We start from the raw sequence: 15718 nt of genomic DNA, 5'->3' as shown, positions 1-15718 counted from the left end.
GGGTTGGGGGTGGGTCAGCAACGGTGCGATGCCCACCCCGCTGCGACTAGGGCGCGAACGCCCAAGTCTCGCTGCCCCTCCCGCTTGCGGGAGGGGAAATGAGCTCGCTCGTTCGAAAGTCCACTTCCGGTCGCTTGCCGTCATTCGATAGCCTGCGTTCGGCCGAGGGTAAGGATGGGAAGCGGTGCCGCGGTGCCTCCCGCCGCCATCGTTTACGCGCCCTTTACCAGTCCTGGTGCATCACGCTTACCTATATTTTGCGACTGGGGATAAATGATGGACAGCATGCGCGGACTGCTTTCGGGCAGCCACGGCCAGGATGACGGGGCGATCGAATCGCCGACGTCGGTCGGGGTCGACGAACGGCGGATGCAGGTACGCGCCTATAATTATTGGGCTTCCCTGCTGTCCGACCGCGCCTATCCGTCGGTCGAGGATCTCGATCTCGACAATATCGACGACTTCGGTCCCTATTCGGTGCTGCTCGATTTCACCGCAGGGGTCGACAATCCGGGCCTGTCGTTCCTGGGCGAGAAGCTGCGCATCGAGTCGCAGATCGACGAGGACGTCCAATATATTCGCGAAGTGCCGGGACGCTCGCTGCTCTCGCGGCTGACCGACCATTATCTCCAGATCATCGCCAACCGCGCGCCGATCGGCTTCGAGGCCGAATTCGTCAACGATCGCGGCACGACGATCATGTACCGCGGCATATTGCTGCCCTTTTCGTCCGATGACGACACGATCGATTTCATCATGGGCGTGATCAACTGGAAAGAGGCGGCCCCCGCCGACCAGGAAGAGGAATTGCAGCTGTCGGTCGACCAGGCGCTGCGCAGTGCGCCGCCGCTGACCGCCCCCGTGCCGGTGTGGGCCGACGGCCCCGACAGCGAACATATCGACGACGAGCCCGCGCCGGGCTTCGGCGCGCTTCCCGAGGCCGGAGCGGCGTTGCCGTTGCCCGCGGTCGAGGAACCCGCCGTGGTCGCGGACGAGGCGACCGACGGACTGGGCGACGAACTAGGCGACGACGCGGGGCTGGCCGACTGGCTGGCGCTGGCGCGCGCGACCGCCGAAAGGGCGCTTGCCGCCGACAGCCGCAGCCGCAGCGCGCTCTATCAGGCGGTCGGACAGGCGTGGGACTTCGCGCTCGCCGCCGAGGAGGCGCCGCAAGAGTTCGCCGAACTGCTCGACGATGCCGGGCTGAAGGCGCAGGAGCGCGCGCCGATGACGCCGCTGGTCAAGCTGGTGTTCGGCGCGAACTACGACAAGACGCGCCTCGCCGAATATGCGTGCGTGCTGGGCCATGCGCAGGGCGCGGGCGTGGGGCGCGGTGAATTGTCGGCCTATCTCGACGCCTATCCGGGCGGACTGAAAGGGCTGGTCAAGGACGAGCGCGCGAAGCGCAAGCCCGCGGCCGCGCCGAAGGCGGCGACGTCGCTCGACACGCTGCGCGCGGCGCAACCGGCGGTGATCCTCGAACATGATGCCGGCGACGCCGAATTCGTCGTGCTGATCGCGCGCGCGATGCCGGGCGGGCATATCGGCATCGTCGCCAAGGCCGCCGACGACGAGGCGCTGCTGGCGAAGCTGGCGCGCAAGGCGGTGACGATCGCGCCGTAACAGGCACGCGTCCCCGCGTCGGCGAGCGCCGCGCAACAGAAAACCCGAAAATTGAAATATATTTGCGCAGTCGTGCGCGCGGGGGTTGAGCCGCGCGGCGAGCGGGCGCATAGGGGCGAGTAGCGAACGGGCCAGCCACCCCCCGGCAGAGGCCCGCCTATTTGGTCGGGAAGCCTGAACCCTATGCCGCAAGACAAATCCGATACGATCGAAGCCGAAACCCCCGCATCGACGGTCCAAATCCCCGCAAAGATCACCAAGGCCTATCAGGCCGCGCTGCACGGCAGCGCGCTGCCCGGCGAGGGCGACGACCTTGACGATAAGGCGCTGAAAGACGCGGGCGAATTCGCCGCGCGCGCCTCGCTCGACCGCGCGCCCGGCGTGCCGTCGTTGCTGCTCGAGCCGATGGCCGCCGAGAGCACCGACCGCCGCATGCGGCTCGCGGTGATCAACGACGACATGCCTTTCCTCGTCGATTCGGTATCGCAGATCGTCGGCGCGCAGGGGCTGGTGATCCACCGTATCCTGCATCCGGTGGTCGCCGCGACGCGCGATGCCAAGGGCGCGCTGACCGGCGCCGAAGCCGCGACGCCGGGCTGCGCGAACCGCGAATCGGTGATCTATATGGAATTGGAGCGCGGCGATGCGCGCGCGCGGCGCCGCCTGCTCGACGGGCTCGAGGGCGCGCTCGCCGACGTCCGCGCGGCGGTCGCCGACTGGCGCGCGATGCGCGCCGCGATGCTCGCCGACGCCGCGATGCGCGTCGAGGGCGAGGCCGCCGAACTGCTGCGCTGGTTCGAGGGCGGGGCGATGACCCAGCTCGGCCATGAATGGCGCACCCGCGACGGCGCGGTCGAGGCGCCGCTGGGGATCAGCGCGTCGAGCAGCAGCCAGCTCCTGTCGCCTAACGCGCTCGAAGCCGCCTTCGCCTGGTTCGATGCCGGCGGGCAGGCGCCCTTGCTGATCAAGTCGAACCGCCTGTCGGCGGTGCATCGCCGGGTGCTGCTCGACCTGGTCGTGGTGCCCGAGATGAAGGGCAAGACGGTCGAGAAACTGTCGATCCACGCCGGGCTGTGGACGAGCGCGGCGCTGTCGGCGCCGCCCGCGAAGGTCCCGGTGCTGCGCGCGCAACTCGACGCGCTGATGGCGAAATTCGGTTTCGACCCGACGGGACATGCCGGCAAGGCGCTGGCGCATGCGCTGACCGCGTTGCCGCACGACCTGCTGATCGCGTTCGACGCGGCGTCGCTCGAGGAGCTGGTGCTGACCTCGATGTCGATCACCGACCGGCCGCGGCCGAAGCTGGTGATGGTGCAGAGCGCGCTCGGGCGTCACCTGTTCGCCTTTGTCTGGCTGCCGCGCGACGAGGTGTCGACGGGGCGGCGGCTCGCGGTCGAATCGCTGCTGGTGCGCGAGGCGAAGGCGGGGGTGATCGGCTGGACGATGGTGCTCGAGGACGGCGGCGCGGCGCTCCTGCGCTACACGCTCGACCTGCGCAGCGGCGGGGTGGTGCCCGATGCCGAGAAGCTCAACGCGCAGCTCGAACAGATGGTGCGCGGCTGGCAGCCCGAGGTCGAGGCGGCGCTCGCGAAGCGCGGCGACGCGGGCCGCGCGGCGGCGCTGGCGTCGCGCTTTGCGCCGCTCTTCCCGCCCAATTACCGCAATCTCTATGACCCCGAGGAAGCCGCGCGCGACATCTTGCGGCTGCGCGATCTCGACGCCGACAATCCACGCAGCGTGCGCCTCGCGCGCAAGAGCCTCGACGGCGACGACCGGTTGCGGCTGAAGGTCTATAGCGCGGTCGGGCCGCTCGCCTTGTCCGACGTCGTCCCCGCGCTCGAGCACTTCGGCTTCGAGGTGCTCGAGGAAATCCCGACGACACTCGGCGCGAGCCGCATCCCGGGCACCGAGCGCGACGACGAAGTGCCCGCGGTGATCCACGATTTCTCGCTCAAGCTGCCCGCGTCGGTCGACGAACTGGCGCTGCTGCCGCACAGCGAGATGATCGAGAAGGCGATCGCCGCGGTGCTCGACGGCCGCGCGGAGAATGACGCGTTCAACGAGCTGGTGCTCGTCACCCAGACCGACCCGCAGGCGATCGTCTGGCTGCGCGCCTGGTTCCGCTACATGCGGCAGGGCGGGTCGAGCTATGGCATGGACACGGTGGTCGCGGCGCTGCGCCACGCCCCCGACCTGACCGGCGCGCTGGTCGAGCGCTTCTGCGCGCTCCACGATCCCGCGAAGCGCGACGATGCGCGCGCCGACTATCTCGACAAGGAAATCCAGGCGGGTTTCGCGGCGATCAAGTCGATCGACGACGACCGGATTTTGCGCCTGTTCCACGCGGTGATCGGCGCGACGCTGCGCACCAACGCCTTTGCCCCTGCGGCGGCCGAGGCGCTGGCGTTCAAGATCGATTCGAGCCTCGTCCCCGGGCTGCCCAAGCCGCTGCCGTGGCGCGAAGTGTGGGTGTACAGCCCGCGCGTCGAGGGTATCCACCTGCGTTCGGGCCCGGTCGCACGCGGCGGGCTGCGCTGGTCCGACCGCCGCGACGACTTCCGCACCGAGATCCTGGGCCTCATGAAGGCGCAGCGCGTCAAGAATGCCGTGATCGTGCCGACCGGCGCGAAGGGCGGCTTCTATCCCAAGGCGCTGCCCGACGTGTCTCTCGACCGCGATGCCTGGTTCGCCGAAGGCACCGAATGCTATCGCATCTTCATCCGCTCGCTCTTGTCGATCACCGACAATCTGGTCGCGGGCAAGGTCGTGCATCCGGCGAGCGTCGTGATCCGTGACGGTGAGGACCCCTATTTCGTGGTTGCCGCCGACAAGGGCACCGCGACCTTCTCCGACGTCGCCAACGGCCTCGCGATGGAGCGCGACTTCTGGCTCGGCGACGCCTTCGCGAGCGGCGGGTCGAAGGGCTATGACCATAAGGCGATGGGGATCACCGCCAAGGGCGCGTGGGTCTCGGTCCAGCGCCACTTCGCCGAACTGGGCGTCGATGTGCAGAGTGACACCATCCGCGTCGTCGGCTGCGGCGACATGTCGGGCGACGTGTTCGGCAACGGGATGCTGCTGTCGAAGGCGATCAAGCTGGTCGCGGCGTTCGACCATCGCCATATCTTCCTCGACCCCGATCCCGATCCGGCGAAAAGCTGGAAGGAACGCGAGCGGATGTTCGCGCTGCCGCGCTCTAGCTGGGAGGATTATGACAAGAAGCTGATCTCGAAGGGCGGCGGCATCTTCCCGCGCAGCCAGAAGAGCATCCCGCTGACCCCCGAGGTGCAGGCGGTGCTGGGCCTGTCGCAGGCCGAAATCGAGCCCGGCGCGCTGATCTCGGCGATCCTCAAGGCGCCGGCCGACCTGCTCTGGTTCGGCGGTATCGGCACCTATGTGAAGGCGGCGGCGCAGAATAATGCCGAGGTCGGCGACCCCGCGAACGACGCGCTGCGCGTCGATGCCGAGGACCTGCGGGTCAAGGCGATCGGCGAGGGCGCGAACCTGGGCGTGACGCAGGCGGCGCGCATCGCCTTTTCGGCGCATGGCGGGCGGATCAACACCGACTTCATCGACAATAGCGCGGGCGTCGATTGCTCGGATAATGAGGTCAATATCAAGATCGCGTTGAACCGCGAGATGACCGAAGGGCGGCTGGCGCAGGACGACCGCGACGCGCTGCTCGTGCGGATGACCGACAATGTCTCGGCGCTGGTGCTCGAGGACAACCGGCTGCAGGCGCTCGCGCTGTCGATCGCCGAAAAGGGCGGGTCGGCGGCGGTGCCGTCGCTCGTCCGGCTGATGGAGACGTTCGAGGCATCGGGCCGGCTCGACCGCAAGGTCGAGGGGCTGGCGGCGAACGACGAACTGCTGCGCCGCGCCGCCGAAGGGCGCGGGCTGACGCGGCCCGAGCTTGCGGTGCTGCTGTCGACCTCGAAGCTCGCGTTGCAGGACGCGATCGAGAACAGCGACCTGCCCGACGATCCGGCGCTCGGCACCGACCTCGCGGCCGCTTTCCCGGCCGAGATGCAGCGCGATTTTGCCGCCGCGATCGCCGACCACCAGCTGCGCCGCGAGATCATCGCGACGAAACTGGCGAACCGCATCGTCAACCGCATGGGCGTGGTCCATCCGTTCGAACTGGTCGAGGAGGAAGGCTGCTCGCTCGGCGACGTCGCCGCGGCGTTCGTCGCGGTCGAACGGCTGCTCGGCATGCACGATATTTGGATGTCCCTTGATGCCGCGAAGATCGACGAGGCGATCCGCCTGTCGCTCTTTTCGCAGGCCGCGTCGGCGATGGCATCGCAGATCGCCGACCTCTTGCGCGCGACATCGGGTGCGGCGCAGCCGGGGCCGGTCGTCGCGCGGCTCGAGCCCGGGGTCGACCGCCTGATGACCGGGGTCGACGGGCTGCTCAGCCCCTCGGTCAAGCGCCAGTGGGACATGCTGGCGCAGCAATTGCTCGACGCGGGGGCGCCCGAGGCGCTCGCGTCGTCGGTCGTCCGGCTGTTCAAGACCGACGGCGCGATCGGCATCGTCGACCTCGCCGAACGGCGCGGCGACGACGAGATCGCGGTGACGCAGGCCTTCACGCATTTGGGCGAAGCCTTGGGGCTCGACTGGGCGCAGACGCTGGCGGCGCATATGAGCCCCGCCGATCCGTGGGAGCGCCTGCTGGTCAACAGCCTCGCGCGCGATTTCCAGCAGATGCGACTGAGCTTCCTCGGCCAATTGCCCGCGGGCGATCTCGACGCGGCGGTGACCAAATGGCTCGCCGACCATGGCCCGCGCGTCGCGCAGTTCCGCGCAACCGTCGACCGCGCGCGGACGATCCCGAACCCGAACGGCGCGATGCTGTCGCATATCGCCGGGCAGGCGCGCGGATTGTTGGGGCGGTAATTGACTAGCCCTCTCGCCTTCAGGGGAGAGGATATGGAGGCTTGGCGCGGAGCGCCTAGCCGAAGTTGGAGAGGGGGAATGGCACCGACCCTGCCCCTCTCCGAGCTTCGCTAGCTCCTGCCGGAGCAAGCTGCGCTACCTCTCCCCTGAAGGGGAGAGGGCAATGGGGGATCACAGCTTTGCCCTTTCAGCCCCGCGTCGCGATCCTCGTTCCGGCGGCCGATTATTACGAGAAATGGCAGCCCGCCTTTGGGCGCAAGGCGGCGGCGCTCGCGGGCGCAGGGCTGGCGGTCGAGCAACGTATGTGGGGCGACCCCGGCGATCTGTCGGGCTTCGACCTTATATTGCCGCTCTTTGCCTGGGGCTATCAGCGCGACGTTCCCGGCTGGTATGCCCTGCTCGATCGGCTCGAGGCCGAAGGCTTGCCGGTGGTCAATCCGGTGCCGGTGCTGCGCTGGAACAGCGACAAGGCCTATCTGTCCGAACTCGCGGCGAAGGGCGTCGTGGTGGTGCCGACGGTCGAGGTCGCGGCGCTCGACGACGCCGGGCTGGGCGAAGCGCGCACGACGCTCGGCGCTGACGAGCTGGTGGTGAAGCCCGCGATCTCGGGCGGCGCCGACGGGACGCACCGGATCGCGGCTGGAGCGGGGGGGCCCGCCGATGCATTGGGGCAAAGGCGGCTGGTGCAGCCGATGATGGCGGGGATTTTGACCGACGGCGAGTTTTCGCTTTTCTTCTTCGACGGCCGGTTCAGCCATGCGATCGTCAAGCGCCCCGCGGCGGGCGATTTTCGCGTGCAGGAACAGTTCGGCGGGCGCGAGACGGCGTGGGACGCGAGCGATGCGGCGCAGGCGCTCGCCGCTGCGGCGCTGGCGGCGGCGCCCGCGCCGCCGGTCTATGCGCGGGTCGATATGGTCGGCGATGCGGCGGGCGTGCTGCACATCATGGAGCTGGAACTGATCGAGCCGTCGCTGTTCCTGCACTTCGCGGAGGACAAGGGCGCGGCTTTCGGGCGCGCGGTGGCGGGGGCCGCTGTTATTTAATCGAGTGTATCGACGTGCAGCAATATGGCGTGGCGCATGAATAGCATGAACCCGATAAAGGCGAGGCCTCCAAGGATGTGAAACGGCAAATCGGATATCGTCCCCCGCGATATTTGAGATATCGTGTCCGCAATTATGGCGCACACAGCTATTCCGATGGCAAAGGTGGCGATCACGTTCGTGCTGTGCCGCATCACATTTTTCAGTTTCATGACGCCCATCCCGAGGGTGTGAATTGCAACGTCAGTTGCCGGTTCTTTTCAGCCACAACCACTGCCTTATCGCCGACGTCAGGTTCGGCGGATCGTCCGCGTCCATGCGCTCGACGTCGATGCGCGCGACGAGGGCGTTGATGGGCAAGCCATGGCGTGCAGCTTCGGATTCGAGCGCGTCCCAGAAGACCGGCTCGAGGCTGATCGAGGTCGGGTGGCCGGCGATCGTTACCGAGCGTTTGACCGGGGGGTGATAGGGCGCCGCCATGACAAGGGCTTATCGCCTGCTCGCGGCGAGAGGTACGATTTATTTGGGGGTGACCGCGATTCGGGCGGGGCCTAGATTGGCGCGCCCAGCGAAGCGAAACAGGCGAGCCGATGACCGCAGCGATCCAGACCCTCACCGAAAAGGAGAAGGAGACGCTGCGGCTGCTCGTCAGCGGCTATGGCGCCAAGTCGATGGCGCGCCACCTGGGATTGTCGGTGCACACGGTCAACGAGCGGCTGCGCGATGCGCGGCGCAAGATGGCGGTGTCGAGCAGCCGCGAGGCGGCCCGGCAGTTGCGCGACGCCGAAGGACCGGCCCCCGAAATGCTTGGGGACAAGGCTTTGGGGGATGCCGTCGGCGGCGGCGTGGCGGAGCATGCGGCATCGGTCGAGGCGCCCCGCATGGTGCGGCCGCTCGGCTGGATCATAGGAGGTCTTATGTCGCTCGCTCTCGCCTTGTTCGCTTTCACATCGATGACCGGAACCGCCGGTGCGCCCGCCGCCGCGCCATCGACCGCCCCCACCGAAAGCGCCGCCGTCGGCGCGGCGCGCGACTGGCTCGCGATGGTCGACAAGGGCGACTGGAACGGAAGCTGGGAGGCGACGGGGCAGGCGTTTAAGGCGTTGAATAGCGTCGAGACCTGGAGCCGGGTGGCGAGCCAGGTGCAGGGGCCGCTGGGGGCGGTGAAGTCGCGCGTGCTGCTGAGCGAGCAGGAAGTGCCGGCGCCGCCCTATGGCTATCAGATGGTCAAGTTCCGCACCGACTATGCGAACAAGGCGGGGGCGATCGAGACGCTTTCGCTGATCCGCGAGGGCGGGAGCTGGCGCGTTGTCGGGGTTACGGTGGAGTAGGTCGCACCGTCCCAAATCATCGTCATTCCCGCGAAGGCGGGAATCCAGCTTCGTACTGAACCGGCTGGATGATGCTGACAGATTGTCAAAGAGTCCTTTGTGTTCTTTGCGCCTTTGCGTGATTCTGAATGATCTCACGCAAAGGCGCAAAGGCACGAACAAGGAAGAGAAAGCTGGATCCCCGCCTTCGCGGGGATGACGAAAAGGGGTGTGGGTAAGCCCCTGCCCGTTCATATTTGATGGTGCGCAGGCGGCGACGGCAAAGCCGCCGCCATGACGTCAGACGGGTTCGGCCGGCCTTGCGGGGCCGGCCGCCCCGCTGGCCGAGCCGGTGGCTGCCGCTTTGCGGCACCGGCGCCTAACGCGTCGTTCGCTGCGCGAACGCCTTGTTAGGCGCCTGCCACCGTCAGTACATATGCTGCCCGCCATTGATGCTCATCGTCGACCCCGTCACGAACCCGGCATCCTCGCTGCACAGGAACGCCACGCCGCGCGCGATTTCGTCGGCCTGGCCCAAGCGCCCGACGGGGATTTTCGCGACGATCTTTTCGAGCACCGGCGCGGGGACCGCGGCGACCATGTCGGTGTCGATATAGCCCGGCGCGATCGCGTTGACGGTGACGCCCTTCTTGGCGCCTTCCTGCGCGAGCGCCTTGGTGAAGCCGTGGATGCCCGATTTGGCGGCGGCATAATTGACCTGACCGTACTGGCCCGCCTGGCCGTTGATCGAGCCGATGTTGACGATGCGGCCCCAGCCGCGTTCGACCATGCCGCCGAAGGTCGCTTTCGCCATGTTGAAGCAGCCGCCGAGGTTGACGCGCATGACGTCGTCCCAGTCGTCGTAGCTCATGCGGGCGAGGGTCCCGTCGCGGGTGATGCCGGCGTTGTTGACGACGATGTCGACGGGTCCGAATTCGGCGGCGATCGCGGCGCAATTGTCGAGGCACGCCTGATGATCGCCGACGTCCCATTTGCGCGCCGCGATGCCGGTGCGGTCGGTGAATTCGCGGGCCTTTTCGTCATTGCCGGCATAGTTGGCGACGACGGTGACGCCCGCCTCCTTGAGCTTGAGCGAAATGGCTTCGCCGATACCGCGGCTGCCGCCGGTGACGATTGCTACGCGTGACATAAATGATGCTCTCCCACAGGGCCGGTTCGCCCTTGATTAGGTCGGGCGGGAGAGGGCCGCAAGTTGACCGTTACGTCAAGCGCATAGCTATTTTCAGTTGCTGACCTGTACCAGCGGCCGGTCCCAGCGGCCGGCGGCGAGATCGGCCTTGCGCAGCGTCAGGACGAGATGGTCCATGTCGCCGAAGATCCAGCTCATCAGCCCGCTCGTCGGCAATTCGAGCAAGGTGGCGTGCAGCTCCTCGTCATAGTCGTGGACATAGCGAAAGGGGATGTGGCCGATGCTCGGCATCTCGCGCGCCGCGAGGCCCCGGAGCCAGGGTTCGAGCAGCGTGCGCGCGGCGTCCGACAAGGCGTCGGGGTTCGCGGCATAGGCGTGCTTGGCGTGGTCGAACCAGATGCTCTGGTAATCATGGACCCACAAGGGCGCATCGGGATGATGCTGGGTGAGCGGCAGCGTCAGGCTTTCGATCAGCTCGACGCCGGGGCGGTCCTGCGGGTCTTTCTTGCGGTTGACCTTGGTCCAGCGGATCGCGCGCAGCGCCTCCATCACCGCGGCGGCGTCGCTGGCCGAAAAGGCCATTTTGGGGGCGCTGTCGCGGACGATGGCGATGATCTCCTCGGCGCGGGCGCGGGCTTCGCCGTTCGCGGCGCGGGCATCGGCGGCGGCTGCGGCGAGTTCCTCGAGCGTCGTGCGCATGTTGACGAGGCCGTCGCGGCCGAGCGGATCCTTGTCGCCGGCGTCGTGCCGGGCGAGCCGGCGCTCGACGCTGGCGAGCTGGGTGTCGATCGGCGAGGGGCCGTCGACATCCTTCCAGAAGCGCTCGATGCGCATCGCGAGGATGTCGACCATCGCGGTCATGCTCGACCAGTCGAAGGGATGGAAGGCGGGGTCGGCGATGTCGTAACCGCCGCGATAGAGGCGGTAGGCGACGCTGTCGTCATCGGCGGCTTCATCGTCGGCGCGCGGGTCGGCATCGCCGGGGCGCACCGCGACGAGGTCGACGGGCCATTCGGGAAAGGCGGTGCGGGCGAAGGGCATGAGGTCGCCGAAGCGCAAGCCGCCGGCGGGGGCGAAGAAGCTGCCGCCGGGGTCGAGCGGGTGCGGCGCGTCGACCGGGTCGCCCGCTTCATGGACATGGACCACCGCGACGTCGCCGTCGCGCGGGTGGATGAAGAAGGCGAGGCTGCCGCGGCGCGGGCCGAGCCCGTCCCAGATATCGGCGGGCAGGTGCGCGCAGGCAATCTGCGCGAGAAATTCGCCCTGGACCTCGCGGATTTCGGGCCAGCGGGCGCCGGCGTCGAGCCGCGGCCGGCCGCCGAGCCAGCTGGTGACGACCTCGTCCTTGCGCGGCGGGATTTGCGGCACGAGGCGGACCGTGACCGGCTCGGTGCCGCGGCGTTCGACCAGCTCGGCCTCATGGCCGACCTGCGCGACCATCTGCTCGAGGATCTGGCTGACGAGCTCGCGGTCGGCGACGAGATAGTCGGCGGCAGGGGCTGGCGCGGGGTCGTAAGCGGTTTCGGTTTCGACCTCGGGCAGCGGTTCGAACGCGGGCCGGGCCCTGATGCGGGCGAGGCGCGCGGCGGAGATTTCGACCGGTGCCTCGACCTCGCGGTCGCGGCGCGGCAGGCGCGGGAGGCGGCTTTCGCCGGCCTCGCGCGGCGCGCGCGGCATTTTGGGCGCCCTGGGCGCGCGGGGTTCGGGCTGGGGCCGGGTGCGGCGCCAGAGCAGATACATGATGACGACGAAGGCGAAGGTTGCCGCCACCAGCATCAGCATGGCCGATTGGACCTGACTCATCGCAACCTCCGTTTCAGAGGCGCAGTCTAAACGAAGGTCCTAAACAGGAAGTAAGCGATACGGGTCAGATCCAGCCCGCGAGTTCACGGCGGACGAGCGCTTCGAGCATCGCGAGGCCCGGGGCGCCGTCATTGAGGCAGGGAAGGTAGGCGAAGTGCGTGCCGCCCGCCGCGCTGAACTGCTCGCGCCCGCGGATCGCGAGTTCCTCGAGCGTTTCGAGGCAGTCGGCGGCGAAGCCGGGGGCGAAGATCGCGACGCTCTTGCCTTCGCGCCCGAGGCGTTCGAGCGTCGCGTCGGTCGCCGGTTCGAGCCATTTGGCGCGGCCGAAGCGCGACTGGAACGCGACCTCGACCGGGCGGCCGAGCGCTTCGGACAAGAGGCGCGCGGTCTTGCGGCACTGGCAATGATAGGGATCGCCGAGGTCGAGCGTGCGCTGCGGCATGCCGTGGAAGCTCGCGAGCAATATGTCGGGCGCGAAGTCGAGCGCGGCAAGGCCGGTTTCGACCGAGGCCTTGAGCGCCGCGATATAGGCGGGATCATCGGGATAGGGCGGCAGGAAGCGCAGCGCGGGCTGCCAGCGCAGGCCCGCGAGATGCTTGTTCACCGCATCGGTGACGGTCGCGGTCGTCGCGGCGCAATATTGCGGATAGAGCGGCGCGACGAGGATGCGGCGGCACCCCGCGGCGAGCATCCTGTCGAGCGTCGCGGCAATCGCGGGATTGCCGTAGCGCATGGCATGTTCGACGACGATGTCGGGGCCAAGCGCCGCCTGCATCGCCGCCGCCTGGCGCCGGGTGATCGCGGCGAGCGGCGAGCCTTCGTCGGTCCACACCTGCTGATAGGCGTGCGCCGATTTTTTCGGCCGCGTGGTGAGGATGATGCCGCGCAGGATCGGCTGCCACAGCAACGGCGGGATTTCGACGACGCGGCGGTCGGACAGGAATTGGGCGAGATAGCGGCGCACCGACGGCGCGTCGGGGGCGTCGGGGGTGCCGAGGTTGACGAGCAGCACGCCGATCCGATCGGCGGCGACGGGCGGGTGACCGGGCGGCACGGTCATAGGGGATTGGCGCCGAGCGGCAGGCGGCGGATGCGGCGGCCGGTCGCGGCATAGAGCGCATTGGCGATCGCGGGCGCGACGACGGGCACGCCGATCTCGCCCAGCCCGCCGGGGCCGCGGTCGCTGTCGATGAATTCGACGATGATCTCGGGCGACTGCGACAGGCGCGGCAGGCCGAGCTGGGCGAGCTTGCGCGCGGTCGCGACGCCGCCCTCATAGTCGGTGGTCGCACCGACCGCGGCGGCGAGGCCGAAGATCAGCCCGCCCTCGACCTGTTGCCGCGCGATCGCCGGATTGACGAGGCGCCCGGCGTCGACGACGGCGACGAGCTGTTCGACCTGGAGGCCGCGGTCGCTGGGGCGCGCGGTCGCCATCAGTGCGATATGGCTGCCGCGCATGCTGTGGCACGCGAGCCCCTGCGCCGAGCCCGAGAGCATGCCTTCCCAGCCGCCGATGCTGGTCGCGGTCAGCAGGCAGCGTGCGAGCAACGGTTGCCCGCCCAGCATCGCCATCCGGTACGACAGCGCGTCGAGCCCCGCCTTGGCCGCCATCTCGTCGACGAAACATTCGGTGAAGAAGGCGGTATAGCTGTCGGCATTGCCGCGCCAGCGCCCGGTCGGCAGCCCGATGTCGGCCGGGCAATGGTCGACCGCGACATGCGGGATGGCATAGCCGCCGATCGCGCCCTCGACCGCCGCCGCGTCGGGGGCGCCGGCGGCGGCACGCTGTGCGACGTCGGGCGATGCGTTCGAGAAGAGCCGGTCGCGAAATTCGTGGGTGGTCGAGGGCACGGCGATGCGCGCGACGAGCGCGTCAATGCCGCCTGCGGCGTTGAGCGTCGCGACCATCCGCGCGCGCGCCGGGGGGCGGGGGATATCGCGCATGATTTCCTCGGCGCGCGACCAGGCGAGCTGGACCGGGCGCTTGACCTGCAGCGCGATGATCGCCGCCTGCACCGCGACGCTATGGTCGAGACAGGCGTCGAACGATCCGCCCGCCATCATCGGGAAGAGGGTGACGTCGCTTTCGGAAAGGCCGGTGGCGGCGGCGACCGCAGCGCGGCACTGTGCGGGCGCCTGCGTCGCGACCCAGACGCGCAGCCGCGTGCCGTCGGGCGCGGCGGTCGCGGTGCGCGTCTCGATCGGCGCATGCAGCGCAGGGGCGACCTGATAGGTGGCGCCGACGCTGGCGCGGCCCTCCATCGCGCTGGCGACGTCGCCCGCCTTGGCGATGCGATAGCCGTCGGCCTTGAGCGCGGCCGCGAGCGCCTTGTCGATGCTTGCCGAGGAAATCGGCGCGCCGGCGGTCTCGAACACGGGTGCGAATTGGTCGAGCGCGCGGTTCGCGGCCCACCAGTTGCGCGCGACCGCGGCGAGCCAGCGTTCATGCTCGACGACATAGAGCATGCCCGGCGAGGCGAGCCCGGCCTTTTTGTCGATGCTCTTGAGCCGCGTCGCGCCGAGCGGGCCCTGGCGGATCGCGGCGAAGACCATGTCGGGCAGGCGGATGTCGCCAGCATAATTGGCCGAGCCGTCGACCTTGGCGGGCAGGTCGAGCCGGGTCAGTTCCTGGCCGTAGAGCGGATCGTTGCTGCTCGCGCGAAAGACCGGCTCGGCGGGCGGTTCGAGCAGCGCCGCGGCGGCGGCGACCTCGGCGAAGCGGAGCTTTTTCCTGCCGAAGGTCACGAAGCCGTTCGCGGTGTCGCAGTCCTGCCAGTCGGCGTCCCAGCGCCGCGCCGCCGCCATCATCAGCAGCGCGCGCGCCTGCGCCGCGGCTTCGCGGCACGGCTCTTCGAACATGCGCACCGACGACGAGTTGGCGGTGAGCATCACCGCGTGCCGCACCGCCCATTCGCGCCGCGCCCAGCCGCGCACATCGGCGACGAAATCGGGAACGAGTTCGCGCGGCATGAAGGTCGCGCTATCCTCATCGACCAGCAGCGTGTTGGTGTAGAGCGGGCTGATCGGTGCGGTTTCGACCGCAATCGTGCGCCAGTCGGCGCCGAGTTCGTCGGCGATGATCTGGGGCAGCAGGGTGGTGACGCCCTGTCCCATCTCGCATTGCGGGACGACGACGCTGACATGCCCGTCCTCACCGATCTTGAGGAAGGCGTTGAAGATATGCTCGCCCTTGGCGGCGGTGAGATTGGGGGCGTATTCGCGGGGCCAGACGCTCCACGCGAGCGCAAGGCCCCCCGCCGCGGTCGCACCGACGAGCAGCGACCGGCGGCTGACATGCGGCAGGCGCCGTTTTTTCGTGTCGATGCTGTCGCGAATGCCCGCCATTGCCGATGCTGATAGGCGGGGCGAGTCGGCGAGGCAAAGGCTTTTGGAGGCCTAGATCACCACCCCCAGGGCGCGGGGGGTGGCGGGCTCACCGGGCGGTTCCAGGAAAAGCCGACGCGGAAGTGGCGGTTCGCGCGTTTCAGCTCATAGGCGAAGCCAAGCGGGGTCATTTCCATCGCCCAGACATTGGTGGTCGAGACGCTGCGACCCGTGCGTTCGAACATCGCGATCGATTCGGCGTCGACCGGAAATTCCTGCCGGCTCGCACTGCCGGGGGTGGCGGTGTCGCCGCCATAGAGGGTGACCTCGTCCTTCGACCCGTCGGCGTGGCGATGGTCGTGCTTGAGCCGCAGGCCTGTATCGGTGCGGCTGACGATCCAGGTGCGCGAGCGGTCCCAGCCGCCATCGGGGCCGAGGCCCGCGATGTGGAACGGGATTTCGATGCGGTCGGGGGTGCAGCGGCGGATGTGCATCACCATCGCCTTGCCCTGCATGTCGGCGTCGGCGGCCTCGTTCGTCTCGATCTTGCCGGCATAGGCCTGGCC

11 protein-coding genes are annotated in these 15718 nt (G+C 68.6%); 4 read left to right on the top strand and 7 right to left on the bottom strand.

The window, feature by feature from the left end; all coding sequences use genetic code 11:
* Window positions 1-276 precede the first annotated feature (276 nt).
* The 3 genes from B1A78_RS15435 to B1A78_RS15425 all read left to right on the top strand — a co-directional run bounded on the left by B1A78_RS15435 (window position 277) and on the right by B1A78_RS15425 (window position 7565).
* The gene (locus B1A78_RS15435) at window positions 277-1623 is read left to right on the top strand and encodes a hypothetical protein (protein WP_077147819.1); all 1347 of its coding nucleotides are present in this window, start codon (window positions 277-279) and stop codon (window positions 1621-1623) included.
* Window positions 1624-1806: 183 nt separating this feature from the next.
* The gene (locus tag B1A78_RS15430) at window positions 1807-6522 is read left to right on the top strand and encodes an NAD-glutamate dehydrogenase domain-containing protein (RefSeq protein ID WP_077147818.1); all 4716 of its coding nucleotides are present in this window, start codon (window positions 1807-1809) and stop codon (window positions 6520-6522) included.
* 179 nt (window positions 6523-6701) lie between these two features.
* Entirely contained in the window at window positions 6702-7565 is an 864-nt protein-coding gene (locus tag B1A78_RS15425) for a RimK family alpha-L-glutamate ligase (RefSeq protein ID WP_077147817.1), read from the top strand.
* Here the strand turns inward: B1A78_RS15425 and B1A78_RS15420 are convergent.
* The gene (locus B1A78_RS15420) at window positions 7562-7777 is read right to left on the bottom strand and encodes a hypothetical protein (protein ID WP_144037862.1); all 216 of its coding nucleotides are present in this window, start codon (window positions 7775-7777) and stop codon (window positions 7562-7564) included. The genes B1A78_RS15425 and B1A78_RS15420 overlap by 4 nt on opposite strands.
* A gap of 31 nt (window positions 7778-7808) precedes the next feature.
* Window positions 7809-8045, bottom strand: a complete 237-nt coding sequence (locus B1A78_RS15415; RefSeq protein ID WP_077147815.1) for a ribbon-helix-helix domain-containing protein — start codon at window positions 8043-8045, stop codon at window positions 7809-7811.
* A gap of 110 nt (window positions 8046-8155) precedes the next feature.
* On the opposite strand from B1A78_RS15415, the gene B1A78_RS15410 reads away from it, so the two are divergent.
* The gene (locus B1A78_RS15410) at window positions 8156-8896 is read left to right on the top strand and encodes a DUF4019 domain-containing protein (protein ID WP_077147814.1); all 741 of its coding nucleotides are present in this window, start codon (window positions 8156-8158) and stop codon (window positions 8894-8896) included.
* Between the two features lie 406 nt (window positions 8897-9302).
* On the opposite strand, the gene phbB is transcribed toward B1A78_RS15410, so the two are convergent.
* The 5 genes from phbB to B1A78_RS22725 all read right to left on the bottom strand — a co-directional run.
* The gene (gene phbB, locus B1A78_RS15405) at window positions 9303-10025 is read right to left on the bottom strand and encodes an acetoacetyl-CoA reductase (RefSeq protein ID WP_077147813.1); all 723 of its coding nucleotides are present in this window, start codon (window positions 10023-10025) and stop codon (window positions 9303-9305) included.
* A gap of 93 nt (window positions 10026-10118) precedes the next feature.
* On the bottom strand, window positions 10119-11828 hold the full coding sequence (locus B1A78_RS15400; RefSeq protein ID WP_077147812.1) for a DUF1963 domain-containing protein: 1710 nt from the start codon (window positions 11826-11828) through the stop codon (window positions 10119-10121).
* Window positions 11829-11892: 64 nt separating this feature from the next.
* Window positions 11893-12888, bottom strand: a complete 996-nt coding sequence (gene hemH / locus B1A78_RS15395) for a ferrochelatase (protein WP_077147811.1) — start codon at window positions 12886-12888, stop codon at window positions 11893-11895.
* A complete protein-coding gene (locus B1A78_RS15390) occupies window positions 12885-15173 on the bottom strand; it encodes a xanthine dehydrogenase family protein molybdopterin-binding subunit (RefSeq protein WP_077147810.1) in 2289 nt (762 codons plus the stop codon). The genes hemH and B1A78_RS15390 overlap by 4 nt, the downstream gene beginning before the upstream one ends.
* 56 nt (window positions 15174-15229) lie before the next feature.
* The coding region (locus B1A78_RS22725) for a hypothetical protein (RefSeq protein WP_077147809.1) at window positions 15230-15718 on the bottom strand (489 nt) is incomplete at its 5' end.

Source organism: Sphingopyxis sp. KK2 (genome assembly GCF_001990265.1).
Classification (GTDB): Bacteria; Pseudomonadota; Alphaproteobacteria; order Sphingomonadales; family Sphingomonadaceae; genus Sphingopyxis.
The sequence above is the reverse complement of the archived record's forward strand: the minus strand, read 5'-3'. Positions and strand labels throughout refer to the sequence as shown.

What these genes read in the sequence shown, in the direction of transcription:
- phbB (WP_077147813.1), bottom strand. Translation starts at nt 10,025, where the DNA reads ATGTCACGCGTAGCAATCGTCACCGGCGGCAGCCGCGGTATCGGCGAA.
- hemH (WP_077147811.1), bottom strand. Translation starts at nt 12,888, where the DNA reads ATGACCGTGCCGCCCGGTCACCCGCCCGTCGCCGCCGATCGGATCGGC.
- B1A78_RS15390 (WP_077147810.1), bottom strand. Translation starts at nt 15,173, where the DNA reads ATGGCGGGCATTCGCGACAGCATCGACACGAAAAAACGGCGCCTGCCG.
- B1A78_RS15410 (WP_077147814.1), top strand. Translation starts at nt 8,156, where the DNA reads ATGACCGCAGCGATCCAGACCCTCACCGAAAAGGAGAAGGAGACGCTG.
- B1A78_RS15415 (WP_077147815.1), bottom strand. Translation starts at nt 8,045, where the DNA reads ATGGCGGCGCCCTATCACCCCCCGGTCAAACGCTCGGTAACGATCGCC.
- B1A78_RS15435 (WP_077147819.1), top strand. Translation starts at nt 277, where the DNA reads ATGGACAGCATGCGCGGACTGCTTTCGGGCAGCCACGGCCAGGATGAC.
- B1A78_RS15420 (WP_144037862.1), bottom strand. Translation starts at nt 7,777, where the DNA reads ATGAAACTGAAAAATGTGATGCGGCACAGCACGAACGTGATCGCCACC.
- B1A78_RS15400 (WP_077147812.1), bottom strand. Translation starts at nt 11,828, where the DNA reads ATGAGTCAGGTCCAATCGGCCATGCTGATGCTGGTGGCGGCAACCTTC.
- B1A78_RS15430 (WP_077147818.1), top strand. Translation starts at nt 1,807, where the DNA reads ATGCCGCAAGACAAATCCGATACGATCGAAGCCGAAACCCCCGCATCG.